The sequence below is a fragment of the Pantoea trifolii genome (assembly GCF_024506435.1).
Classification (GTDB): Bacteria; Pseudomonadota; Gammaproteobacteria; order Enterobacterales; family Enterobacteriaceae; genus Pantoea; species Pantoea trifolii.
The window spans coordinates 844,126-869,079 of record NZ_JANIET010000001.1; the positions used below are offsets into that span (position 1 = coordinate 844,126).

Consider the following 24,954-nt stretch of genomic DNA (forward strand, 5'->3'; position numbering starts at 1 on the left):
CTGATGCGCGCAGTGTACTACGGCTTACTCAGACCACAAACGGATAGCGCTGCGATCCAGAGTGGCAAGAATGGCAGATAAAGCTTGCCCGTTCGGCAGCGACAATTGCGGGGCAATCTCCAGCAGCGGCACCAGCATAAAGGCGCGATTGTGCATGTCGTAATGCGGCACGGTCAGACGCGGCGTGGAAATGGTTTCGCTGCCAAACAGCATGATATCGAGATCCAGCGTGCGCGGTCCCCAGCGTTCGGCTTTGCGCACGCGACCGTGCTCCAGCTCAATGCGCTGGGTATGATCGAGCAGCGCATCGGCCTCCAGTGCAGTTTCCAGCGCCACCACCGCATTAAGGTAATCGGGTTGATCCGGCGGACCGTACGGCGGTGTGCGATACAGCGATGACGTGGCGATGCGCGAAGTGTGCGGAATGGCGTCTAGCGCGGCCAACGCTGCATCAACCTGATGCAGCGGATCGGCCAGATTACTGCCTAAAGCGAGGTAAACGCGGGTCATTGCGGGCTGTTAGTGCGCGGCCCGGTTGGACGGCGACGCGGACGGCGCGGTTTGCGGCGCGGTGCCGGATCGTCGCCCAGCGTGGTCATCATGGTTTTCTGCTGCACCGGTGCCGCCGCCTGGAACTCGCCCCACCAATGCGTCAGCTTTTGCAGCTCAGGATTGTTTTCCACGTCGGCACGCAGCGCCATCAAATCGTAAGCGGCACGGAACTTAGGATGCTCCATCAGCTTCCACGCACGCTTGCCGTGACGACGCGACATGCGCAGCTGCAGCTGCCAGATATCACGAATCAGCGTTGTGATACGTTTTGGAATCGCCAGCGCGCGGCAGGCTTCGTCCAGCGTTTCGTTCATCGACAGGGCGAAAGCATCGTAATAGGTCAGTCCGCTTTCCTGCGCAATGCGTTCGGCGGATTCCAGCTGCGGATACCAGAACATCGCGGCAAACAGGAAGGCCGGATTGACGCGCATATCATTCTGAATGCGGGTATCGGTATTTTTCAGTACCTGCGCCACCATACGTTCCATCAGGCTGTCGCTTTCGGCGGTGAAACCGCGCGTCAGCATAGGGAACAGCGGCTGGAACAGCTGATATTCGCGCATCATCTGATAGGTGCGGTAACCGTAACCGGCCTGCAGCAGCTTGAGCGACTCTTCAAACATACGCGCTGGCGGAATGTCATTCAGCAGCGTCGCCAGACGCGGGATTGGCTCGGCAGTTTCAGCCGCGATACGCATCTGCAGCTTAGCGGCGAAGCGCACCACGCGCAGCATACGCACCGGATCTTCGCGATAGCGGGTTTCCGGGTCGCCAATCATGCGAATGATGCCTTCGTGCAGATCGTGCAAGCCACCGACGTAATCACGTACGGTGAAATCGGCCACGCTGTAATAGAGGCTGTTAATGGTGAGATCGCGGCGCTGGGCATCGTCTTCAATGCTGCCGAAAATGTTGTCACGCAGCAGCATGCCGTTTTGGCCGCGCTGCGAGCTGTTGCGATCTTCTTCGCTCTCTTCATGATGATGGCCACGGAAGGTGGCGACTTCGATCACTTCCGGACCGAACATCACATGCGCCAGACGAAAACGACGACCGACCAAACGGCAGTTGCGGAACAGCTTACGCATCTGTTCAGGCGTGGCGTTGGTGGTGATATCAAAGTCTTTCGGCTTGCTGCCGAGCAGCAAATCGCGCACGCCGCCGCCCACCAGGTAGGCTTCGAATCCGGCTTTGTTCAGGCGATAGAGCACTTTGAGGGCGTTTTCGCTGATATCTTTGCGTGAGATGTTGTGGCTTTCTCGTGGAATGACAGTCATCTGACCAGGACTTTCAGCTTCCACCTCTTCAGGCGCCTCCTCATCACGCTTGAGGACTCTCCGGCAAAAATTAGCGACTCGGGTAAAAATGGGACACCTCGACAGTGAGAAAAAGGGTGTTAATAAAATCAGCGGCTAATCATAGCCTGTTGAGAACCATTTAGGAATGGTGATGTCGTTTCATCCTCTTTGAGACCGTTCTGCAACGGAATCAGGCGGATATTCCACTGTGCCACCGCCTGTTTCAACAGGCTTTCCAGCGATTCATCCTGCCAGCCTGGTGAAACCGGCTGGCCAAGAAAGCGCAAGGCTTGCACCAATAGCGGCCGCGCATCACCATCGGGCAGCGCCGGCGCATGATTCTGCTTGGAAAGCTTATGGCCATCGCGATTGACCGCCAGCGGCAAATGCAGATAATCCGGCACTGGCCAGGCAAACTGCTGATACAAGGCAATCTGGCGTACCGTTGGCTCAATCAAATCCGCGCCGCGCACGATCTCCGTCACGCCCTGAAAATGGTCATCGACCACCACCGCGAGGTTGTAGGCAAACAGCCCATCACGGCGATGGATAATAAAATCTTCCTGCGCCAGCTGCGGTTCGGCCTGCAAATGGCCGCGCAGGCGATCGTTAAAGCCGTTAACCGGCGCATGTTGACGCAGGCGCAGCGCGGCGTTGTCAGGCGGCAACTGCAAATCGCGGCAGTGACCATCATAAAAGCCGCCCAGCTGCTGAATACGGCTGCGCGTGCAGGTGCAGAAGTAACTTTGACGATGCGTTTGCAACCAGCTCAGCGCGGCGCGATAGGCGTCGTGGCGCTGTGACTGCCACAAAACCTCGCCATCCCAATGCAGACCATAATGTTCCAGCTGCTGCAAAATACGCGTTGCGGCACCGGGAACTTCACGTGGGGGATCGATATCTTCAATGCGCACCAGCCAGCGTCCCTGTTGCGCGCGCGCGCTCAGGTAACTGCCTAATGCAGCAATCAGCGAACCAAAATGGAGGTCACCCGAAGGAGAGGGGGCGAAACGCCCAATGCAGAGTGAAGAATTCATAACGAAGTGTACCGCACGTCGGGAAAACAGGGATTTTCCCGGCTGTGCGGTAGCAATTTGCTCACGGCCATTAGCCAGCCATCTGCTTCTCGCGGATTTCTGCCAGCGTTTTGCAGTCAATGCAGAGATCGGCAGTCGGACGCGCTTCAAGGCGGCGAATACCAATTTCTACACCGCAGGAGTCGCAGTAACCGAAATCGTCGTCATCCACTTTCTTGAGCGTTTTCTCAATCTTTTTAATGAGTTTGCGCTCACGATCGCGGTTACGCAATTCCAGGCTGAACTCTTCTTCCTGCGCGGCACGGTCGACCGGATCCGGGAAGTTAGCAGCTTCGTCCTGCATATGTGACACAGTGCGATCTACTTCATCCCGAAGTTGGTTGCGCCAGGCTTCCAGAATTTTACGGAAATGGCCTAGCTGGGCGTCGTTCATATACTCTTCGCCCGGTTTCACCTGATAAGGCTCAACTCCAGCGATGGCGAGGATACTCAGGGACGATGTTTTACGGTTTTGCCCTTCTTGCATGTTGTTTCTCCTGGATAACACGCACTTCCCTAAATACGTCAAGTTGCATGTGCGTTGACTGTGTGCCTACAACCCGAACGATTTAGGGCTTATCGATTCCCATAAAGGGAAAAAAACAGGCCGCTATAAATAGCAGAAGCAATCAAGGTTGGCAATTATTCCTGACCACTACTTGACAAGCCTCTGAACAATCGCGTATTCAGCGCCTCGCCCAGAACATTCCTATCACACCAAATTGCTATAAATATTACAACGCTACGTTAATCGGATGCGTCAGTAATATCTTTAACGGTGAAATTTGAGCTTGATACGCCAAAACTTCCACACCACAACGCTGCGCCTGTTCCAGTAGTTCTGCGTAGTGCACGTCGATATGGCGTGCCGGGGAAACGTCCTCAATCCCCGTATGCAAAACTGCGAACAACAAAACGGCTCGATGACCTTCTGCCACGATAGAGCTCAATTCGCGCAGATGTTTCTGTCCACGAGCCGTCACCGCATCCGGAAAATAGCCTTTACCTGCTTGTAAAAGGGTGACGGACTTGACTTCAATATAGCAGTTCGATCGGCCATCCGCTTGCAGCAGGAAATCAATTCGGCTTTTTTCCGTGCCGTATTTCACTTCAGGCTGGCAGCGGCTGTAAGCGGATAATTCCGGAATGGTATCGAGCGTCAGCGCTTCGCGCACCAGCTGATTAGCGCGCAGCGTATTGACGCAGATCCAGTGGCCTTGCTGGGTCTCGGTGAGCTCCCAACTGTGCGGATATTTTCGCGTGGCACTGTTGGAGGTTGAATACCACACGGTATCGCCCGGCGTGGCGCAGCCGGTCATCGCGCCGGTATTGGCGCAGTGAATGGTCAGCGTTTCACCTTCTGGCGTAACCACATCGGCTAAAAAGCGTTTGTAACGGGCGATCAAGCGGGCGGGTTTGAGTGGCGGATCGAACTCCATTTACTCTCCTGGGGATGATAGTAGCGGCCAGCGGGCCAGCGCCTGATAACGCGTGCGGCCACGCGTGACGTTCGAAGCGAACAGCGCAAAATGGCGGATATCGGCGCGCCAGTGAAAGCCGCGCGGCGGTAGCGCGATCTGCGGTGCTGCGTGGCGCAACAGCGTGACGTGCGGATGAAACGGCTGCGGGCTCTGCGCACAGCCATGACGCGCCGCTTGCGCACACAGCAGGCTGGCGAGCTGCAGTAATCCGCGCGGCGCACGCTGGCAGCCGAGCCATACCACGCCGGGACGCGGCCAGCGGCCGGCATCATCCAAATCGAGGGGAAAACCCGGCTGTTCGATGCGTGAGGCCAGCAGCTGCAGCTTACGTGAGGTCTCATCGCTGACCTCGCCGAGAAACGCCAGCGTCAGGTGCAGGTTGGCCGCCGCCACCGGTTTCCCGGCTTCGGCAGCAAAATTATCCGCGCGCCACTGTACCAGCTGTTGCTGGAGCGGAGCGGGCAGTTCAAGAGCAAAAAACAGACGTTGCGTTGCCAGGTTGGCCTCCGGTAATCCGCGCCTCAGAGTGCTACAATGCGCGCCATCTTAGCACAGGCATTTTGGGAGTTGAGTTTGAGTGAGTTACCGGTAATCGAGGTGCTGCCTGCGTTGCTGGCCGCGCTGGCGCAGTCGCCGCAGGTGTTGTTGGCGGCGCCGACCGGCGCAGGTAAATCCACCTGGCTGCCGTTACAGCTGCTAAAACACGCCCAATTGTCCGGCCGCATCATCATGCTGGAGCCGCGTCGGCTGGCGGCACGCAACGTGGCGCAGCGTCTGGCGGAACTGCTTGGCGAGCAGCCGGGCGGCACCGTTGGCTATCGCATGCGCGGTGAAAACTGCTGCGGTGCCAACACGCGCCTCGAAGTGGTCACCGAAGGCATTTTGACGCGCATGTTGCAGCGCGATCCAATGCTGGAAGGCGTCTCGCTGGTGATCCTCGATGAATTCCACGAACGCAGCCTGCAGGCCGATCTTGCGCTGGCGCTGCTGCTCGATGTGCAGCAAGGATTGCGCGACGATCTAAAAATCCTGCTGATGTCGGCCACGCTCGACAACCAGCGTTTGCGTCAGCTGCTGCCAGATGCGCCTTTTATCGTCTCAGAAGGACGCAGCTTCCCTGTCACGCGCCGCTATGCTTCGCTCAACAACCAGCAACGTTTTGAGGAAGCGGTAGCACGCGAGGTGGCACAACTGCTGCGCGACGAGTCAGGATCGCTGCTGCTGTTCCTGCCGGGCGTAGCAGAAATCGAAAGAGTGAAGCGCGAGCTGGAAGCGCGGGTCGGTGACGAGGTGGATCTCTCTCCTTTATATGGCGCGCTGTCGCTGGAAGTGCAACGCCGTGCCATCCTGCCGTCTCCGGCGGGGCGCCGCAAAGTGGTGCTGGCGACCAACATCGCCGAAACCAGTTTGACCATCGAAGGTATCCGATTAGTGGTCGATAGTGCGCTGGAGCGCTCGGCGCAGTTTGACGTGCGCAGCGGCGTGACGCGGCTGCAAACGCAGCGCATCAGCCAGGCATCAATGACGCAGCGTGCCGGACGTGCCGGGCGATTAGAACCGGGCATCTGCCTGCATTTGCTGCCGCAAGAGCAGGCGCTGCGCGCAGCAGCGCAGAGCGAACCGGAAATTCTCCAGAGCGATTTGACCTCGCTGCAGATCGATCTGCTGCAATGGGGTTGTCAGGATGCGACGCAGCTGACCTGGCTTGATGCGCCGCCGCCGCGCAACTTGCGTGCGGCGTGCGAGCGGTTAACGCAGCTCGGCGCGCTGGAGAATCACCAACTTAACGCACGCGGTCGCAAGATGGCGGCGCTGGGCAGCGATCCGCGCCTGAGCGCGATTCTGGTGGCCGCCGGGCAAAACAACGATGCCATCGCCAGCGCCGCGCTGTTGGTGGCGATTCTGGAAGATCCTCCACGCAGTGGCAGCGTTGATTTGCGTGATGCGCTTAATCATCCGCAGTCGCACTGGCAGCGCCGTGCGCGTCAGTGGCAGAAACGCCTCAACGTCAGTGGCGGCAGCATTAATCCCGACTTGTTCCCGCAGCTGCTGGCCGCCGGTTTTGCCGATCGTCTGGCGCAGCGTCGTGGCGACAGTGCGCGTTATCAGCTGGCGAATGGCATTGGCGCGATGCTCAACGAACAAGATGGTTTGAGCCGCTATGAGTGGCTGATTGCGCCGACGCTGTTGCAGGGCGCCAGCGCCGCTGATGCGCGCATGTTGCTGGCGCTGCCGGTGGATATCGACGCGTTACGCCGAGCGTCTCCAACCTTAGTTGAGCAGCGCACCGACGTGGAGTGGGACGAGGAGAAAGGCACCATGCGCGCGTGGAAGCGCGAACTCATTGGTGCGCTGGTCCTGAAAGCACAGCCGCAGGCGCGTCCGGAAGCGGAAATATTGCATCCGGCGATGCTGCGCTGGATTCGTGAAAAAGGATTATCGGTGCTGGGCTGGAAAGAAGACGCTGAGCAGCTACGCTTGCGGGTGCATTGTGCCATGCAGTGGTTGCCGGAAGAGGCGTGGCCGCCGCTGGACGATGAGAGCCTGCTCGAAACGCTCGAAAGCTGGCTGCTGCCGGAGATGAGCACGGTGCGCGATCTGAAAGGATTGCAGAGCATCAATCTTGTCAGCGCATTATTACATTTGCTGACATGGTCACAACGTCAGCGGCTGGATACTGTGCTGCCAACTCATTACACTGTGCCGACCGGAAGCCGCCTGCCGATCCGCTACGATGCCGAGAAGCCACCCGCGCTGGCGGTGCGGATTCAGGAGATGTTTGGCGAAGCACAGAATCCGGCGGTGGCCGATGGCCGCGTACCGCTGGTGTTAGAGCTGCTCTCGCCCGCGCACCGTCCGTTGCAGATCACCCGCGACCTCGCGGCGTTCTGGCGCGGTGCCTATCCCGAAGTGCAGAAAGAGATGAAAGGGCGCTATCCAAAGCATCAGTGGCCGGACGATCCGGCCAACGCCTTACCCACAAGGCGGACCAAGAAATTTTCATCGTGAAACGCTGTGGATCGAATTCAGAGGGTTCTGCCATGCGCAGCACGAGAAAGCAGTTAGAGTAACGGCCGCCGCCGTAGTAATGCCTGGAGAATAAAAGCATGTCTGGGAACGATCGCGAACCTATTGGGCGCAAAGGAAAAGCGCCAAAGCCGCCGCGCAGCACTGCGCGTCGGGGTCGCCGCAGGGAACTTGATGATGATATCGATCAGGACGATTTTGATGAAGAAGATGAGGAGAGTGGACCGGTGCCACCAAAAAGTAAAAAACGTCCGCCACGCGGCAAACGTCGCTGGTTAGGCTGGTTGATTAAACTCTTCCTGGTCTTTGTGGTAGTGATGGCCGCCTGGGGCGTCTATCTCGACTCGGAAATCCGCAGCCGCATCGACGGTAAAGTGTGGCAACTGCCGGCCGCCGTTTATGGCCGCATGGTTAACCTCGAACCGGGCATGTCGTACGACAAAAAAGAGATGATTGCGCTGCTGGAAGGCACGCAGTATCGCGAAGTGTCGCGCATCACCCGTCCGGGCGAGTTTAGCGTCAAAGGCAACACCATTGACCTGCTGCGTCGTCCGTTTGATTTCCCGGACAGCAAAGAAGGGCAGATCAACGCGCGTCTGACGTTTAGCAACGATGAGCTGAGCGAGATTAAAAACCTCGATACCGGCCGTGATTTTGGCTTTTTCCGCCTCGATCCGCGCCTGATCACCATGTTGCAGTCGCCGAACGGTGAACAGCGTCTGTTCGTGCCGCGCGCCGGTTTCCCGGATCTGCTGGTTAGCACCTTGATCGCCACCGAAGACCGTCACTTCTACGAACACGACGGCATTAGCCCGTATTCGATTGGTCGAGCGTTCCTCGCCAACATCACCGCCGGTAAAGCGGTGCAGGGCGGCAGTACGCTGACGCAGCAGCTGGTGAAAAACCTGTTCCTCACCAACGAGCGTTCGCTGTGGCGTAAAGCGCGTGAAGCCTATATGGCGGTGATCATGGATGCGCGCTACAGCAAAGATCGCATCCTCGAGCTGTATCTCAATGAGGTGTATCTCGGCCAGACCGGTAACGATCAGATCCGCGGCTTCCCGCTGGCGAGTCTGTATTACTTTGGTCGTCCGGTGGATGAGCTGAGCCTCGATCAGCAGGCGATGCTGGTTGGCATGGTGAAAGGCGCGTCGCTGTACAATCCGTGGCGTAATCCGAAACTGGCGCTGGAGCGACGTAACCTGGTGCTGCGTTTGTTGCAGCAGCAGAACGTCATCGATCAGGAACTGTATGACATGTTGTCGGCGCGTCCGCTGGGCGTGCAGCCTAAAGGCGGCGTGATCACGCCACAGCCGGCGTTTATGCAGATGGTGCGTAACGAGCTGCAGGCTAAGCTCGGCGACAAAATGAAAGATCTCTCTGGCGTGAAGATTTTCACCACGCTGGATGCGATCTCGCAGGATGCCGCTGAGAAAGCGGTAGTTGAAGGCATTCCTACGCTGAAAAAACAGCGGGGACTGAAAGATCTGGAAACCGCGATGGTGGTGGTTGACCGCTTCAGTGGTGAAGTGCGCGCCATGGTCGGCGGTGCCGATCCGCAGTTTGCTGGTTATAACCGTGCGCTGCAGGCGCGTCGTTCGATTGGCTCGCTGGCAAAACCGGCGACCTATCTCACCGCGCTGAGTCAGCCGAACAGCTATCGCCTCAACAGCTGGATCGCCGATGAGCCGATTGCGCTGAAACAGCCGAATGGCACCATCTGGAAACCGATGAATGACGATCGTCGTTTCAGCGGCAAAGTGATGCTGGTGGATGCGTTGACCAACTCGATGAACGTGCCAACCGTCAACCTCGGTATGACGCTGGGACTGGATGCGGTGGTCGATACCTGGAACAAACTCGGCGTGCCGAAAGATCAGCTGCATCCGGTACCATCCATGCTGCTGGGTGCACTGAACCTAACGCCGATTGAGGTGGCGCAGGCGTTCCAGTCGATTGCCAGCGGCGGTAACCGCGCTGAGCTGTCGGCGGTGCGTTCAGTGATTGCCGAGGATGGCACGGTGCTGTATCAGAGCTATCCGCAGGCGCAGCGCGTCGAACCAGCGCAGGCCGCGTATCTCACGCTCTACACCATGCAGCAGGTCGCCGATCACGGTACCGCGCGTGCGCTGGGTGCGCGATATCCGAAAGCGCATCTGGCGGGCAAAACCGGTACCACCAATGACCTGATCGACAGCTGGTTCGCCGGTGTCGATGGCAAAGAAGTGGCGATTACCTGGGTTGGTCGTGATAACAACCAAACCTCGAAACTGTACGGTGCCAGCGGTGCGATGCAGCTTTATCGTCGTTATCTCGACAACCAGGCGCCGATGCCGCTGGTGCTGACGCCGCCGGAAGATATCACGCAGATGAACGTCGATTCTGCCGGTAACTTCGTTTGCGGTAGCGGCAGCAGCACATGGCGTTCGCTGCCGGTGTGGTCGCTGGATCCGAATGCGCTGTGTCAGCAGCAGCAACAGCAGGTTCAGCAGCAACAGCAGCAGTTGCAGCAGCAACAAGAGCAACAGCAGCAACAGCAGCAACAGCCACAGAATGAGCAGAAAGATTCTGACGGCGTCGCGGGTTGGATTAAGGATATGTTCGGCAGCAAATAACTTGCCGAAAAATACAAAGGGCGCTGCGGCGCCCTTTTTCATTGGGATAGGTGGTCAGCGGGGCTGGTTCTTGCAGTTACTTTTACGAATATCAATAACCATACCAGTGCTTTGCGTCACCAGAACTTCCAGGCTTTTTACTGCAACGTCTCGCGCATGTAACAGTGAGTCTGCCGGTTCCTCGCCAAAATTAACGGTTCTCATCGGCGTTGCGGTACGCTCAGGATTAATGCAGTTCACTTTGACCTTATCCTCAATCCACTCTTCCGCCAGCGCCTGAGTCAAATTGACTACCGCAGCTTTTGCAGAGGAGTAAAGGGCATAAAAGGCCCGTCCGCGCGTATAGGAACTGGATGTAAAATTCAATAACATGCCGGAATTACTGGTTAAGCGCTCTTTTGCCGCAATCGCCACGTTTACGGCCCCGAGATAATTAATGTTAATCAGCGCCATAACTTCATGCTGAGTCAGCGTGGAGAGCGGTTTCTTAATTAATACACCTGCAGTGTTGACGATATAATCAATATTGCCATGCTCGGCAATGATGTTATTTAAATAGTTTTTAATGCTGTCGAGCTGAGTGATATCGATATCATTATGTGAACGGCTGGCAATATGCACTTTGGCCCCGCATAGCGTGGCAACTTTCATCATCTCCAGACCAATTCCACTACCGCCACCAAAAATAACCATATGCTTATCGCGCAGGAAATCGAGACTGGCAGTATTCAATGAATGTGAGCTTTTCTCCTGCAGCAATTTCTCTGCGATATAGAGGTCAAGTGGATGGGTGATTTTGATATTGTTTTCATCTCCCTCAACGGTAATAACACGCGTTTCAGGCAGCATATTACGCAGCACGCCGCAGTCGCAGGTAAACGTAAACTTACCTATGGCCGCCGCTTTCTCATAAGCCTGGCGAATTTTCTCCAGACGAAATGCTTGAGGTGTCTGGCCACGACGCATGCTGGCACGATGAGGAATATGGGCAATGCAGCCATCATCGTGTACTTCTACTAAGGTATCTGCTGAGGGGATCACCACATCTACGGCGTCAAAGGATTCCAGGGCATCTACGCATTTGCGAATGATTGCGTCGCTAATTAATGGCCGCACGGCATCATGCAGTAAGATTTTGCATTGACCGTCATAGTCGATAAGGGTTTTCAGTGCGGAATATGTCGAGTCAAAACGTTCTTTACCGCCGTTCACCACTTTACTCACTTTATGCCACTGATTTTTAGCCACCAGTTCCCACATAAAATCGATGTACTCATTTTGCGAGACAATAATAATCTCATCAATGTCGACCGACGTTTCAAAACGCTCGATGGTATATTCAATCACCGCACGACCCGCCAACTTAGCAAATTGTTTCGGCTTGTCGCTGCCAAAGCGGGTGCCTGTACCGCCAGAAAGTATTATGGCTACATTTTTCATTTTTTATTCCGCCGCTTGCGGTCTGAGTGATGAACAAATAATTTCAGCGATCTTCTCGCCCGCCGTTTTCTTTTCTATCTGCAGTTCCTCTTGCAGCACCTGTTCCCGGCGCATTTTCATTGCATCGCGCCCCGCGACAATGTTGTCAACAAAGGTGAAAATATCCTCTTCGCACCAGGCAACGTCGTAGGCGTCATAAATGAAATCTGCAGTGCGGTTTAAACCGTGGCAGGTTTCGTGGGTGAGATAGAGGATGGGTTTTTTCGACGGCAGATATTCCAGCAGGAAAGAGCCGGCGTCTGCGATGAGTGCATCGGAACGCGCAAAAGTATGGGTGTAATCATGCCCGTGATCCCACTCCAGATTGGCGTGCTGCTGCGCCGTGCTAAGTAATTGCTGATAAAGGCTACGTGCCGATGAGTTGGCTTCATTTATCCACTGGCTTAGCAGCGGATGAGGGCGAATGATCAGATGAATATTCTGACGCTCAATCAGCTTCAGGATCGCGCTGCCGTAAAGGTTGAAAGTGGTGTACATCTTCTGATCGCCCGGCAGCACGAAATGCGGTGTCCACAGGAAAGTGGTTACTGTGCGTGGCTGCGGCTTATCTGAAAGAGGGAAACGACGCTGATAGTGGTCAAATTTAGGATGGCCGGTAACGTGTACATGGCGATTTCCTGCCTGACATTGCAGTGCAAACTCAGCTTTATGTTTTTCTGAACGGGCAAATACCCACGTCGCCAGATTCTGACAGAGCAAATTATACTGATACACCATACTTTCAGCGCCAATTCCGGTGTCGAGCGCGTAAGGGATATAAGCGATCTTCACGCCGCGCTCATGCAAGTAGTCGCTGCGGAAGGCTTCGGGTCGCGCTTCGTCGTAAGGGTTTTGCAGGAACACCACATCCGGCTGACGCGCCTCCAACTGATAATCTTCAAACCCGATATAGTCGAGCCCTCTTTCACGCAGAATTTCACGCTGAATATCGCCATTAACATCGCTGGCCTTCCAGTTCAGGTAAGGCACCACCACGATGCGGCAATCGAAGACGGGATTGGCCTGCATCGCCTCAATTACCGATTCAAAATTTGTCCAACCCGGCGGCCACTGGAAGTAAAAATCGACCTTAATTGGACCGGTAGTGGAGGGCGTGAATTTGGCGGGCGCAACAATTTGACTCAACGGCTTTCTGAAGAGTGCGCGGTAATCTACCGTTCTATTTTCGATATCGCTTTTGTCGAGCCGTTGTGCGCCGGCGTTGGGGAACACGCCCAGCCACAGATCCTGCTGCATCAGGCTATTCCAGTGCACATCAAGGGCATATTGCGCCTGCGCGCCACCTTGCAATTGTGCCTGCAGCGCTGCGCGATAGTTTTCAATCAGCGTGGCGTAATAGCGGAGATTGACGATATACGCGCAGGCGCACCACGCGAAGTTAGCGCGCACGATATAGTCCACGCTTTTCAACGGCGTGACGCGGCGATAATTGGCCGCCAGAAAAGCCACTTGCCAGTTGATTTGCGGCAGGGCGGCAAAGTAGCGGTTGAGATTGTCATAATTCGCCTGGTTTTCATCAAAGCTGAAGTCATCTTCCAGAATCAGCACCCGCTCCCAGCCGTTATCGCGTGCCATCTCCAGCGCGGCAATATGCGATTGCGTGCAGCCGATGTAGCCCTTTTCATGCTTGATCGCATTCAGACGAACGATTTTTTCAGCGGTTAGACCTAACTTTTTAAGCTGTTTAGTGATGCGGGTTAATCGGTCTTTGCGTTTCTTCAAATTGATGAAGATAACGCGATCAACAATGTTCCAGTTTATAGCGGCCATGACGATGTCTTTAGAAAGAGAATGCATGACATAAGCAATTAGTGGGCCAATTCTTAAATAAATGATTTTATTGATTATTTTTAATTAATGGCTCAATCGGGATGAAATGAATTTCCGCTTTGCGGCAGTGTAATTTCCCGATTGGTGGCCTGCGCTCGCTTCATCGCTAATTTATTATTCGCGATCATGAATATGCGCGATCTGGCTGTAAACGCCGCGCTAACGGCCATTAGACGTTGCGAATGTGGAGTTATTTCGCCTAAAATCCGTGCGTCATAATAATCATTCTCGTTTGTATTCGCCTGCATCGACTTTTTTCGAGAGACCTCACTTATGAATACGCGAAACACCAATCCTTGTTTTTTCCGCCCGCGTTCGTTGGCTTGGCTTATTTCACTGACTCTGGGTACGTTCAGCGTGCAGGCGTTGGCAGAAGATACCGTGGTTGTCAGCGCCGATGGTGGCAGCGGCGTGGCGCAAGAGAATGCATGGGGCCCGTCGCCAACCATCGCGGCCAAACGCAGCGCCACCGGCACCAAAACCGATACGCCGATTGAGAAGAACCCGCAGTCGATCTCTGTGGTCACGCAGGAAGAGATGGCGATGAAAAACGTCACCAGCGTGAAAGGGGCTTTCAACTATACGCCTGGCGTATTGACCGGCAACCGCGGTAGCTCCAATGTCATCGATGCGCTTTCTATTCGCGGCTTCAGCGAAACCAACACCAATCAATATCTTGATGGCCTGAAACTGCAGGGCGATAACTACTCTGAGTTTGCTATCGATCCCTATTTCCTCGAGCGCGCCGAGCTGCTGCGCGGTCCGGTTTCGGTGCTGTACGGCAAGAGCAATCCGGGCGGCGTGGTGTCGCTGGTTAGTAAGCGTCCTACGCAGGAGACGCTGCGTGAAGTGCAGTTCCAGATGGGCACCAACAATCAGTTCTCCACCGGTTTCGATTTCGGCGGCTCGCTGGATGATGACGGCGTTTACAGCTATCGCCTGACCGGCCTCGCGCGCAGCGCTGATGCGCAGCAGGAGATGAATAAAGAGAAACGCTACACCATTGCGCCGTCGTTCAGCTGGCGTCCGAATGAGAATACGCGTTTTGATCTGCTGACCTACTTCCAGAACGAACCGGAAACCGGCTATTACGGCTGGTTGCCGCGTCAGGGCACCGTGGTAGGCATCACGCGTCCTGACGGCAGCAGTTACAAGCTGCCGACCAACTTTGATGAAGGCGAAGACAGCAACAAGATTTCGCGCAACACCAAGATGGTGGGTTACAACTTCGAGCACAGCTTCAACGACACCTGGACGGTGCGACAGAATCTGCGCTATGCGGATTTGAGAACGGATTATCGTAGCATTTATGGCAATGGTTTTAATTCAGTAACACAGCAAATCACGCGCGGTTCAGCGGTTTCTAATGAAAAGCTGAATCAGTTTGCCGTTGATAACCAGGCGCAGGCTAAATTTGCGACGGGGCAGGTTGATCACACGCTGTTGCTGGGTGTCGATTTCCAGCGCACCCGCAACGATATTGATGCGCAATTTGGTACCGCATCACCGCTGAATGCTGTTAATCCGCAATATGGCGATGACAGCGTGACGCCGTTTGCGACGCCTTATCAGCATCTCAATAAGCAGCGCCAAACCGGTTTATACGCACAGGATCAGATGGAGTGGAATCGCTGGGTGTTAACCCTCGGCGGTCGCTACGATTACGCGATGAACTCGGTATACGATCGCGTGGCCGATAGCGTTGATCGTCAGAACGATCAGGCATTCACCTGGCGTGGCGGGCTGAACTACGTGTTTGATAACGGCATCGCGCCATACTTCAGCTACAGCGAAGCCTTTATCCCGAATGCGGGTTCAACCTTCGATGGCGAAGCCTTTGATCCTTCGCGTGCCAAGCAGTATGAAGCCGGTGTGAAATACGTTCCTAAAGATCGTCCGGTGGTGCTGACGGCTGCGGTATATCAGCTGACCAAAACCAAAAATCTGACGGCCGATCCGGATACGGCTAACCATCCATTTGCCAGCATTCAGAGCGGTGAAATCCGTTCACGTGGCGTGGAGCTGGAAGCTAAAGCAGCGCTAAATGCCAACATCAACATGACGGCGTCCTATACCTACACTGATGCGGAATATACCGAAGACACCAATCTGAAAGGTAAAACGCCAAATCAGGTGCCGAAGCATATGGCATCACTGTGGGGCGATTATACCTTCCATGAAACTGCGCTTTCAGGCGTAACGCTGGGTGCAGGTGTACGTTATGTCGGCGAAAGCAAAGGTATCTACAGCGCCAATGACCCGGCGAACGAGAACCAAAACTTTGACGTCGCCGGTTACACCACCGTTGATGCCGCGCTGAAATACGATCTCGCACGCTTTGGCATGCCGGGCTCCACCATCGGCGTTAACGTCAATAATCTGTTCGATCGTGAATATGTCGCCAGCTGCTACCGCGACTACGCCTGCTACTGGGGCGCTGAGCGTCAGATTGTCGGTACTGCGACTTTCCGCTTCTGATCACGTTACGTAGGTCGCCATTAATGGCGACCCTACCGATTAACCAGGGATTATCATGCAGCATCCGCACCACGCAGAAACCACCTTCAGGCTGGATAACGTCAGTTTTCGTGTGCCAGGCCGCACGCTGCTGCATCCGCTGTCTCTTACTTTTGCACCGGGCAAAGTCACCGCGCTGATTGGTCATAATGGTTCCGGCAAATCCACGCTGCTGAAAATGCTCGGTCGTCACCATGCGGCGAGTGAAGGGCGCGTGTTGCTGAATGAGGACGCGGTAGATAACTGGGGCAGCAAAGATTTTGCGCGTCAGGTGGCGTATCTGCCGCAGCAGCTGCCCGCGGCGGAAGGCATGACGGTGCGCGAGCTGGTGGCGATTGGCCGCTATCCGTGGCACGGCGCGCTGGGCCGCTATGGTCAGGAAGATCGCGATCGGGTAGAAGAGGCGATTACGCTGGTGGGATTAAAGCCTTTTGCCGGGCGTCTGGTGGATAGCCTTTCTGGCGGCGAGCGCCAGCGTGCCTGGCTGGCGATGCTGGTGGCGCAGAACAGTCGCTGTCTGCTGCTGGACGAACCGACGTCGGCGCTGGATATCGCCCATCAGGTTGATGTGCTGGCGCTGATTCAGCGTCTCAGCCGCGAACGTGGGCTGACGGTGATTGCGGTGCTACACGATCTCAACATGGCGGCGCGCTATTGCGATCGTCTGGTAGCATTACGCGGTGGCGAAGTGATTGCCGAAGGCGGCCCTGAGGTGATCATGCAGGCCGATGTGCTGGGCAACATTTACGGTATTCCGATGGGCATTTTGCCGCATCCGCTGGGCGGCGCGCCCGTCAGTTTCGTTTATTAAGGCCTCGCCATGTTCGACATTTCTCGCCGCCGTCTGCTGACGGCGCTGGCGCTTTCCCCGTTGATGTCCGCGTTGCCGCTGCGTGCCGCTGTAACGGATGCGCAGCGCATTCTGGCGCTGGAATGGCTGCCGGTGGAGCTGCTGATGGCGCTCGGCGTGACGCCACTCGGCGTGGCCGACATGCACAACTACAACATTTGGGTCGGCGATCCGCAGCTGCCGTCCGGCGTTATCGATCTCGGTCTGCGCACCGAACCCAATCTGGAGCTGATGACGCAGCTCGAACCTTCGCTCATTCTGCACTCCAATGGTTACGGCCCGGCGCTGGATAAGCTGCAGCGCATCGCGCCGACCATGGGTTTTGACCTTAATAGCGGCGACGGCAAACCGCTCAGCACCGCGCGTCACTCGCTGCAGGCGCTCGGCGCGCATCTTGGCCGTGAAGCGCAGGCCGTGCAGCATCTGCAGTATGTGGATGAGCAGCTGGCGGCGGCGCGTGAACGCCTCAAGCCGTGGGCCGATCGTCCGGTGCTGCTGATGTCACTGATGGATAGCCGCCATGCGATTACCTTCGGTAAAAACAGCCTGTTTCTCGAGGTGATGGAGATCCTTGGCTTGAGCAATGCCTGGCAGGGTGAAACCAACTTCTGGGGCAGCGCGGTTGTTGGGCTGGAGCGGCTGGCGGAAGTAGGTGATGTGCAGGTGATCTGCTTCGATCACGATAACGATCGCGATATGCAGCAAGTGATGGCTACCGCGCTGTGGCAGGCGCTGCCGTTTGTGCGCGCGCAGCGTTTCCAGCGCGTGCCGGCGGTGTGGTATTACGGCGCGACCTATTCGGCGCTGAAATTTGTCCGCGTGCTGGAACACGCGCTGGAGTCGCACTGATGCGCAATCGTCTTTTTCCCGTCGCGCTGCTGAGTGCAGTCTTTCTGCTGGCGCTGGCCTTAACTTTTATCAATTTGCGTCAGGCGCTGCCAGGCGATCAGTGGTCTCAGGCGTTTTTCGCGCCTGACATCAACAACATCCAGCAAGTGGTGTTTCATCACAGCTTGCTGTCGCGTCTGGCGCTGTCGCTGCTGGTTGGCGCGGGCCTTGGCCTCGCTGGTTTGCTGTTTCAACAGGTGCTGCGTAATCCGCTGGCGGAACCTACCACGCTTGGCGTGTCGTCGGGCGCTCAGCTGGGGATTACCGTCGCGACCTTATGGCATTTGCCGGGCGGCGAGCTCACGCAGCAGTTTGCGGCGATGGGCGGCGCGGTGCTGGTCGGCATTCTGGTATTCGGCGTGGCCTGGGGCAAACGTTTGTCGCCAGTGACGCTGATTCTGGCTGGGCTGGTATTGAGTTTGTACGCCGGTTCGGTGAATCAAATCTTCGCTATCTTCAATCACGATCAGCTGCAAAACATGTTCCTGTGGAGCACCGGCGCACTCAATCAGCTGGATGGACACAACGTGGCCCAGCTGTGGCCGCGTCTGCTGCTGGCGTTTGTGGTGGCGCTGGCGCTGCTGCGCCCGCTGACGTTGATGGGGCTCGATGATGGCGTAGCGAAAAATCTCGGTCTGGCGCTGTCGGCGGCGCGTATTGCCGCGCTGGCGCTGGCGATTTTGCTTAGCGCGCAGTTGGTCAATGTTGCGGGCATCATCGGCTTTATTGGCCTGTTTGCGCCGCTGCTGGCGAAGATGCTCGGCGGACGTCGCCTGATGAGCCGCATGATGCTGGCCCCGTTGATTGGTGCGCTGCTGCTGTGGCTGGCCGATCAGTGCGTATTGTGGCTTACCAGCCACTGGCGCGAAGTCTCGACCGGCACGGCGACCGCGCTGATCGGCGTGCCGATTCTGCTGTGGCTGTTGCCGCGCTTGCGTACCGGATCGGTGCCACCGGCGCTCAATCAGGGCGATAGCGTGCCGGCTGAGCGGCAGAACGTCTTGCGCTGGTGCCTGATTGGATTGCTGATTCTGGGCGTGTTCAGCTGGGTTGGCATTACCTTTGGTCGTGATGCGCAGGGCTTTACGTGGGTGGGCGGCGATATGCTGCATCAACTGCTGCCGTGGCGCGCACCGCGCGTATTGGCCGCGCTGATTGTCGGCATGATGCTCGGCGTGGCAGGTGCGCTGATCCAGCGTCTCACCGGCAATCCGATGGCGAGCCCTGAAGTGCTGGGCATCAGCTCGGGTGCGGCGTGTGGCGTGGTGGTGATGATGTTCTTTGTGCCGGGGGATGCGGTAGCCTGGCTGTTGCCTGCCGGTGCGCTGGGTGCGGCATTGACGCTGATGATTATTATGCTGGTGGCGAGTCGCGGCGGCTTCTCGCCAGAACGCATGTTGCTGGCGGGCATGGCGCTCAACAGCGCGTTCGTCACTATTTTGATGGTGCTGCTGGCCAGCGGCGATCCGCGCATGGGCGGCTTGCTGAGCTGGATTTCCGGTTCAACCTACAACATCAATATGCAGCAAGCGGTGCAAAGCGCGGTGGTGGGTTTGGTGCTGATTGCGCTGGCACCGCTGGCGAGTCGCTGGCTAACGTTGTTGCCACTCGGCAGCGCCACTGCGCGTTCAGCGGGTATGGCGTTGACCACCTCGCGCCTTAGCTTGCTGTTGCTGGCTGCGGCATTGACCGCCACGGCCACGTTAACTATTGGGCCGCTGAGCTTTATTGGGCTGATGGCGCCGCATATCGTGCGCATGCTTGGGTTCCGCCGTGCGTTACCGCAGGTGTTGATGGCCGGTTTGTTGGGCGGCGGTTTGATGATTTTCGCCGACTGGTGCGGCAGGATGCTGGCGTTCCCGGATCAAATTCCAGCCGGGTTGATGGCGACCTTCTTTGGTGCGCCGTATTTTATTTGGCTGTTGCGGCGGGCATAGCAGAAGGGCGCCATGTGGCGCCCTTCTTATTTTACAGTTTCGCGAAGCTGCGTCGTGCGGCATCGATGGTGCGCTGAATATCTTCTTTACTGTGCGCCAGCGACATAAAGCCGGCTTCGAAAGCGGATGGCGCGAGGTAAACGCCTTCTTCCAGCATCAGGTGGAAGAAACGCTTGAAGCGTTCCACATCACACTGAGTCACGTCCTGATAGCAGGTGACTTCATCGGCGTCGGTGAAGAAAATCCCGAACATGCCGCCAACGTGGTTGATCACCAGCGGAATGTTTTCGGCCTTCGCCGCGTCCAGCAAGCCTTGCGCTAACTGCGTGGTCAGATCGGTCAGTGTGCTGTGCGTACCCGGCTGCGCAATCTGCGACAGACATGCAAAGCCCGCCGCCATGGCAATCGGGTTACCGGACAAGGTACCCGCCTGATAAACCGGACCGGTTGGCGCCAGCGCATCCATCACCTCGCGACGACCACCAAAAGCACCAACCGGCATGCCGCCACCGATGATTTTACCGAGGCAGGTCAGGTCTGGCGTCACGTCGTAATAGGCCTGAGCACCGCCCAGCGCGACACGGAAGCCGGTCATCACTTCGTCGATGATCAGCAGGGCGCCGAATTCGTCACACAGCGCACGCAGGCCCGGCAGGAAGTCTGGCTGCGGTGGAATGCAGTTCATGTTGCCCGCGACCGGCTCAACGATGATGCAGGCGATATCCTCAGGATATTGCTCGAAAGCCGCACGCACGGTGCTGAGATCGTTGTAGGTGCAGGTCAGCGTGTGTTTAGCGAAATCGGCCGGTACGCCCGGCGAGTTTGGCTGTCCCAGCGTCAGCGCGCCGGAGCCAGCTTTTACCAGCAGGCAATCGGCATGGCCGTGATAGCAGCCCTCGAACTTGATGATTTTGTCGCGATGGGTGAAGCCGCGCGCCAGGCGAATGGCGCTCATGGTGGCTTCGGTGCCAGAGTTAACCATGCGCACCATGTCCATGCTTGGCACCAGCTCGCACACCAGCTCGGCCATTTTCACTTCCATCTCGGTCGGCGCGCCGAAGCTCAGACCGCGCGCGGCGGCTTCAATTACCGCGTTACGGATGTTGGCGTTGTTGTGACCCAGCACCATCGGGCCCCACGAACCGACATAATCGATATAGCCTTTGCCGTCGGCGTCATACAGATACGCACCGTCAGCGCGTTCGATGAACAGCGGCACACCGCCCACACCGGTAAATGCACGTACCGGGGAGTTCACACCGCCGGGGATCAGGCGTTGCGCTGCGGCATACAGGTTTTCTGACTTACTCATTGTTCTGCTCCTGCTGTTCGGGAAAAAATCTGGCGCCATTCTACGGGAATAACGGCTTGCGCTAAAGTTTAGGGTATATACTTTCCTGCGCAGGCGGCGGCACGCAGTGTCAAGCTTGAGACTTGATTGCACTGGACGGCTGGCAGATAATAGCGAAATTAAGGTCGTTTTCTGACCTCGACGTTTACCCGGAGTAAAAGATGAGTGACGACTTAGCAGCGCTGCCTTTGCAATTCACTGATGCAGCAGCAAAAAAAGTGAAAAACCTGATTTCTGATGAAGAGAATCCCGCGCTGAAATTGCGCGTCTATATTACCGGCGGCGGTTGCAGCGGTTTCCAGTATGGCTTCACCTTTGACGATCAAATGAATGACGGCGACATGACCATCGAGAAACAAGGTGTGGCGCTGGTGGTGGATCCGATGAGCCTGCAATATCTGGTGGGCGGTTCCGTGGATTACACCGAAGGCCTGGAAGGTTCACGTTTTATCGTGACCAACCCGAATGCCAAAACCACCTGCGGTTGTGGTTCTTCCTTCAGCATCTAATACTGCTCTGGCTGCCGTTCTGGTAGCCAGATTCTTACCACTCTATTGTCACTAAACGCGCGGATTCACGGCGCGTGGCATCGCGTTTTAACACACGTTCGGTAATGCGCGGCTGCGCGCTGAAGTGGCGTCCACAATCCACGGTGGGCAGAGTGTGTTCATTCTGGCGTGAGATATCGCAACGCGAGAATAACGTTAAGGTGACGGCGATAGAGCCGGTCGACGTGGCCGCACTCAGTGGTGCAGCGATCACGAGCCCTATGGCCAGCAGCAGTGCTCTGGTCATGAATAGTTCCTGGTGAAGACAAAATTGTGCTAAGCGCTAAAAATGGGCACAGAGCATACGTGGCCGCTGCGCCTTGTATTATGATTTACGACAATTTCTGCCGGATCTTTAATCTTTAATGGTGCTTTTTTTCGACGGATGTAAATCTGCACACAGCTGTTTCGCTGCCAGCAGCATGCGAGGCCCCGGACGGCTCAGCCAGTCGTCATTGATGGCGATCACCGGCACATCCAGCTGCGGCTGCCAGAATTTGGTAATGCTGGCGGCGTGTGCGGCGTTACCACCGATGACAATCGCCTGCGGATGGCGCATCAGCACCTGTTCACGGCTCACCTGCGGCCAACTGACGCTGCTATCGGCAAAAATATTCCTGCCGCCGCACAGCTCAATCATTTGGTTTTGCATGGTGTTACGCGCAGCAGTAAACAGCGGTTGCTGACCAAACTGCAAAAACAGCGCGATCGGCGTACTTTGCTGATACTGCTTGCGCAGCGCCGCTTCCTGCGCGCGTAATGCCTGCGCCGCATCAACCGCTTGCTGCGGCTGCGGACTCCAGCGCTGTAACGCCGCCAGCGCATCGATCATTTGATCAATGGTTTGCGGATCGATCCACTCAACCTTTATCCCGAAACGCTGCAGCTGTTCGATTTGCCGCTGCGGATTACCGCCACGCCACGCCAGCACCACATCCGGTTTGAGCTGCAGAATGCGTTCCACTTTGATGCCTTGCCAGTTCGCGACCTGCTCCAGCGCGTTGGCCTGCGCGGGATAATCAGAGAAGGCGCTGACGGCCAGCGGCGTAATGCCTGCGGCGAAGGCCAGTTCGGTCAGATGGGGCGAAAGCGTAATAACGCGCGGCGCGGCGGCGAACAGGCTGTTGCACAGCAGCAACAGCCCGAGCAGCAGGATTTTAGCCACGCGCCAGCTGAACCAGCAGGTTTTCTACCATCAGCGAAGACTGTTTTGCCGCAACGCTTAGGAACTCGTCGAAGCTGAGGTGTGATTCCTGATCGGCGACGTCAGAAATCGCGCGCACCACCACAAACGGCACCTTGAACTGATGGCAAACGTGACCAATCGCGGTCGCTTCCATCTCCACCGCGATCGCCTGCGGGAATGTGGTGCGGATGCGCGTCAGCGGTGCCGCGCCGTTGATAAACGCATCGCCGCTCACGACCAAACCGCGCACCGCGTTGAGGTCGAGCTGCTTGATAACCCGCTCAGCGGCGACAATCAGCTTGTCATCTGCCACGAAAGCCGCGGGGCAGCCGGCCATCTGGCCGGGCTCGTAGCCGAAGGCGGTGACGTCGGCGTCGTGATAGCGCACTTCATCGGACACCACGATATCGCCCACTTTCAGCGTTGACGCTAATCCGCCAGCGGAACCGGTGTTGATCACCACATCCGGTTTGCACAGCTCGAGCAACAAGGTGGTGCCGAGCGCGGCAGCCACTTTACCGATGCCTGATTTCAGCAGCGCCACTTCAACACCATTCAGCGTGCCGGTGTAAATTTCGCAGCCGGCCAGCGTCAGTGTCTGGCGGTTTTCGATTTTGTCACGCAGCAGAGTAACTTCCTGCTCCATCGCGCCAATAATGCCTACTTTCATAAGAATCTCGCTAATTTAATGGATGTAACCCGCAAAAGTGAGGCATAGTCTAACATGGCTGATTGAGGAAGAATTCACGAAAAAATAAGGGGTAATTATGGCGGCGATTAATTTCAGGAAGAAGATCAGTTTCACCCGCCCTTATACCAGCCGCAAAGATCCCGAAGGGGAATACTTTATTACCCGCCACTTTGAAAGCGATCGCGGACGTATTATTAACTCCGCCGCTATTCGTCGTCTGCAACAGAAAACCCAGGTATTCCCGCTGGAGCGCAACGCGGCGGTGCGTTCACGTTTAACGCACTCGCTCGAAGTGCAGCAAACCGGGCGCTATATCACCAAAGAGATTCTGCAAGCGCTGAAAACGCAGGGCGGCGGGCTGGCGAATTATGGGCTGGATGAGTTTGAAGGTGCCTTCGAAAGCCTGATTGAGATGGCCTGTTTGCTGCACGATGTTGGCAATCCGCCGTTTGGTCACTTTGGTGAGGCGGCGATCAATGACTGGTTCGACGATAATCTGCCTGCCGAGCTGGTCGATCCGCTGGTGGCGGGCGTTGCCGATGAATCAGAGCGATCTGCTTTTGACCAGTTAAATGCAATGATTCGTCAAGATTTATGCCATTTCGAAGGCAACGCTCAGGCGATTCGTTTGGTGCACACGCTGCTGCAACTCAATCTCAGCTATGCGCAGGTCGCCTGTATTTTGAAATATACCGCGCCCGCATGGTGGCAAGGCGATAAACCGGCTGAATTTAGCGTATTAATGAAAAAACCGGGCTTCTATTTATCTGAGCGTGAATATGTGGCTGAGTTACGCGAGGCAACAAATATAAAAGAGCACCATCGTTTTCCGCTCACCTGGATAATGGAAGCTGCAGACGATATCTCTTATTGCATTGCCGATCTGGATGACGCCGTAGAAAAAGACATCTTCCATGTTGAAACGCTGTATAAGCATTTACTCGAAGCTTGGGGTACGGTAAAAACCGGCGATGTTTTCAGCCGCACCATCGGCGATGCCTGGAAAGAGGCTAATCAGAAAAAACGCCGCAGTATCAGCGATCAATTCTTTATGTCGCTGCGGGTTAACGTGCAAAACGTGCTGGTTAGCCATGCGGTTAAGCGTTTCATCGACAACTTGCCGGCTATTTTCGAAGGCGATTTTAATCACGCCTTACTGGAAGATGATGGCGAAGAAGGACGCTTGCTGAAACTGTTCAAAACGGTGGCGCGTCAGCAGGTATTTAATCATCCGGAAGTTGAACAACTGGAATTGCAGGGTTATCGGGTGATTAAAGGTCTGCTCGAAATATATCAGTCATTGCTGCTGCTGGATTACGAGCAATTTACCACCTTGATGAACGAGGATTTTCTGGCAAAGCATCCGATTGAAACTCGGCTGTTTCATAAGCTTTCCGGTAAACATCGCAAAGCCTATCAGCAACACATGCGTTCATTAATTGTTGAGCATAAATATCAACGCCTGTTGTGGGAACGTTATTATCGTGCGCGTTTAATTCAGGACTACATTAGCGGGATGACGGACAATTATGCCTGGGATGAATATCGTCGATTAATGGCGGTTGAATAAGCGCAGAATTGTAAAGACGAAGAACAATTTTTTACCT

The 24,954-nt window shown here is 56.1% G+C and carries 20 protein-coding genes; 8 read left to right on the forward strand and 12 right to left on the reverse strand.

Annotated features, from left to right (window positions below; genetic code table 11):
* Nucleotides 1-24: 24 nt before the first annotated feature.
* The 6 genes from folK to thpR all read right to left on the reverse strand — a co-directional run bounded on the left by folK (nt 25) and on the right by thpR (nt 4,905).
* Nucleotides 25-510 carry a 2-amino-4-hydroxy-6-hydroxymethyldihydropteridine diphosphokinase gene (gene folK, locus NQH49_RS03765; protein WP_256695641.1) on the reverse strand — a complete coding sequence of 162 codons (486 nt, stop codon included), beginning with the start codon at nt 508-510 and terminating at the stop codon, nt 25-27.
* Nucleotides 507-1,919 carry a polynucleotide adenylyltransferase PcnB gene (gene pcnB, locus NQH49_RS03770; protein ID WP_256698369.1) on the reverse strand — a complete coding sequence of 471 codons (1,413 nt, stop codon included), beginning with the start codon at nt 1,917-1,919 and terminating at the stop codon, nt 507-509. Before pcnB ends, folK begins: the two co-directional genes overlap by 4 nt.
* 38 nt (nt 1,920-1,957) lie before the next feature.
* Nucleotides 1,958-2,887 (reverse strand): tRNA glutamyl-Q(34) synthetase GluQRS, encoded by a 930-nt coding sequence (gluQRS, locus tag NQH49_RS03775; RefSeq protein ID WP_256695642.1) that lies wholly within the window; start codon nt 2,885-2,887, stop codon nt 1,958-1,960.
* Between the two features lie 70 nt (nt 2,888-2,957).
* Nucleotides 2,958-3,413 (reverse strand): RNA polymerase-binding protein DksA, encoded by a 456-nt coding sequence (gene dksA, locus NQH49_RS03780; protein ID WP_007888770.1) that lies wholly within the window; start codon nt 3,411-3,413, stop codon nt 2,958-2,960.
* 247 nt (nt 3,414-3,660) lie between these two features.
* Nucleotides 3,661-4,365, reverse strand: a complete 705-nt coding sequence (gene sfsA, locus NQH49_RS03785) for a DNA/RNA nuclease SfsA (RefSeq protein ID WP_256695643.1) — start codon at nt 4,363-4,365, stop codon at nt 3,661-3,663.
* A complete protein-coding gene (gene thpR / locus NQH49_RS03790) occupies nt 4,366-4,905 on the reverse strand; it encodes an RNA 2',3'-cyclic phosphodiesterase (RefSeq protein ID WP_256698370.1) in 540 nt (179 codons plus the stop codon).
* Nucleotides 4,906-4,941: 36 nt separating this feature from the next.
* On the opposite strand from thpR, the gene hrpB reads away from it, so the two are divergent.
* Nucleotides 4,942-7,416: an ATP-dependent helicase HrpB gene (gene hrpB, locus NQH49_RS03795; protein WP_256695644.1), complete on the forward strand. Its 2,475-nt coding sequence runs from the start codon at nt 4,942-4,944 to the stop codon at nt 7,414-7,416.
* A 98-nt stretch (nt 7,417-7,514) separates the two neighbouring features.
* Nucleotides 7,515-10,049, forward strand: coding sequence for a bifunctional glycosyl transferase/transpeptidase (gene mrcB, locus NQH49_RS03800; protein WP_256695645.1), 2,535 nt, complete (start codon nt 7,515-7,517; stop codon nt 10,047-10,049).
* Between the two features lie 54 nt (nt 10,050-10,103).
* On the opposite strand, the gene NQH49_RS03805 is transcribed toward mrcB, so the two are convergent.
* Together NQH49_RS03805 and NQH49_RS03810 are read right to left on the reverse strand one after the other, a co-directional pair.
* Nucleotides 10,104-11,489 (reverse strand): bifunctional cytidylyltransferase/SDR family oxidoreductase, encoded by a 1,386-nt coding sequence (locus NQH49_RS03805; protein ID WP_256695646.1) that lies wholly within the window; start codon nt 11,487-11,489, stop codon nt 10,104-10,106.
* Between the two features lie 3 nt (nt 11,490-11,492).
* Nucleotides 11,493-13,319, reverse strand: a complete 1,827-nt coding sequence (locus tag NQH49_RS03810) for a glycosyltransferase family 25 protein (RefSeq protein WP_256695647.1) — start codon at nt 13,317-13,319, stop codon at nt 11,493-11,495.
* Between the two features lie 333 nt (nt 13,320-13,652).
* Here NQH49_RS03810 and fhuA point away from each other — a divergent pair, with 333 nt between their 5' ends.
* From fhuA to fhuB, 4 genes are read left to right on the forward strand one after another with little or no spacing between them, the layout of a single operon-like run.
* Entirely contained in the window at nt 13,653-15,857 is a 2,205-nt protein-coding gene (fhuA, locus tag NQH49_RS03815; RefSeq protein ID WP_256695648.1) for a ferrichrome porin FhuA, read from the forward strand.
* 55 nt (nt 15,858-15,912) lie between these two features.
* On the forward strand, nt 15,913-16,707 hold the full coding sequence (fhuC, locus tag NQH49_RS03820; RefSeq protein ID WP_007888799.1) for a Fe3+-hydroxamate ABC transporter ATP-binding protein FhuC: 795 nt from the start codon (nt 15,913-15,915) through the stop codon (nt 16,705-16,707).
* 9 nt (nt 16,708-16,716) lie between these two features.
* Nucleotides 16,717-17,595: a Fe(3+)-hydroxamate ABC transporter substrate-binding protein FhuD gene (fhuD, locus tag NQH49_RS03825; RefSeq protein ID WP_256695649.1), complete on the forward strand. Its 879-nt coding sequence runs from the start codon at nt 16,717-16,719 to the stop codon at nt 17,593-17,595.
* Nucleotides 17,595-19,571 carry a Fe(3+)-hydroxamate ABC transporter permease FhuB gene (fhuB, locus tag NQH49_RS03830; protein ID WP_256695650.1) on the forward strand — a complete coding sequence of 659 codons (1,977 nt, stop codon included), beginning with the start codon at nt 17,595-17,597 and terminating at the stop codon, nt 19,569-19,571. The genes fhuD and fhuB overlap by 1 nt, the downstream gene beginning before the upstream one ends.
* A gap of 31 nt (nt 19,572-19,602) precedes the next feature.
* Here fhuB and hemL read toward each other — a convergent pair whose 3' ends face one another.
* Entirely contained in the window at nt 19,603-20,883 is a 1,281-nt protein-coding gene (gene hemL / locus NQH49_RS03835; RefSeq protein WP_256695651.1) for a glutamate-1-semialdehyde 2,1-aminomutase, read from the reverse strand.
* A gap of 200 nt (nt 20,884-21,083) precedes the next feature.
* On the opposite strand from hemL, the gene erpA reads away from it, so the two are divergent.
* On the forward strand, nt 21,084-21,431 hold the full coding sequence (gene erpA, locus NQH49_RS03840; RefSeq protein WP_256695652.1) for an iron-sulfur cluster insertion protein ErpA: 348 nt from the start codon (nt 21,084-21,086) through the stop codon (nt 21,429-21,431).
* 34 nt (nt 21,432-21,465) lie between these two features.
* Here erpA and NQH49_RS03845 read toward each other — a convergent pair whose 3' ends face one another.
* The 3 genes from NQH49_RS03845 to mtnN form a co-directional block, all read right to left on the reverse strand.
* A complete protein-coding gene (locus NQH49_RS03845) occupies nt 21,466-21,717 on the reverse strand; it encodes a hypothetical protein (protein ID WP_008108497.1) in 252 nt (83 codons plus the stop codon).
* 108 nt (nt 21,718-21,825) lie between these two features.
* Complete coding sequence (gene btuF, locus NQH49_RS03850) at nt 21,826-22,635, reverse strand: vitamin B12 ABC transporter substrate-binding protein BtuF (protein ID WP_256695653.1); 810 nt, start codon at nt 22,633-22,635, stop codon at nt 21,826-21,828.
* Entirely contained in the window at nt 22,628-23,326 is a 699-nt protein-coding gene (gene mtnN, locus NQH49_RS03855) for a 5'-methylthioadenosine/S-adenosylhomocysteine nucleosidase (RefSeq protein WP_256695655.1), read from the reverse strand. The genes btuF and mtnN overlap by 8 nt, the downstream gene beginning before the upstream one ends.
* Nucleotides 23,327-23,423: 97 nt before the next feature.
* Between mtnN and dgt the strand changes: the two genes are divergently transcribed.
* The gene (gene dgt / locus NQH49_RS03860; RefSeq protein ID WP_256695657.1) at nt 23,424-24,917 is read left to right on the forward strand and encodes a dGTPase; all 1,494 of its coding nucleotides are present in this window, start codon (nt 23,424-23,426) and stop codon (nt 24,915-24,917) included.
* Nucleotides 24,918-24,954: the final 37 nt, after the last annotated feature.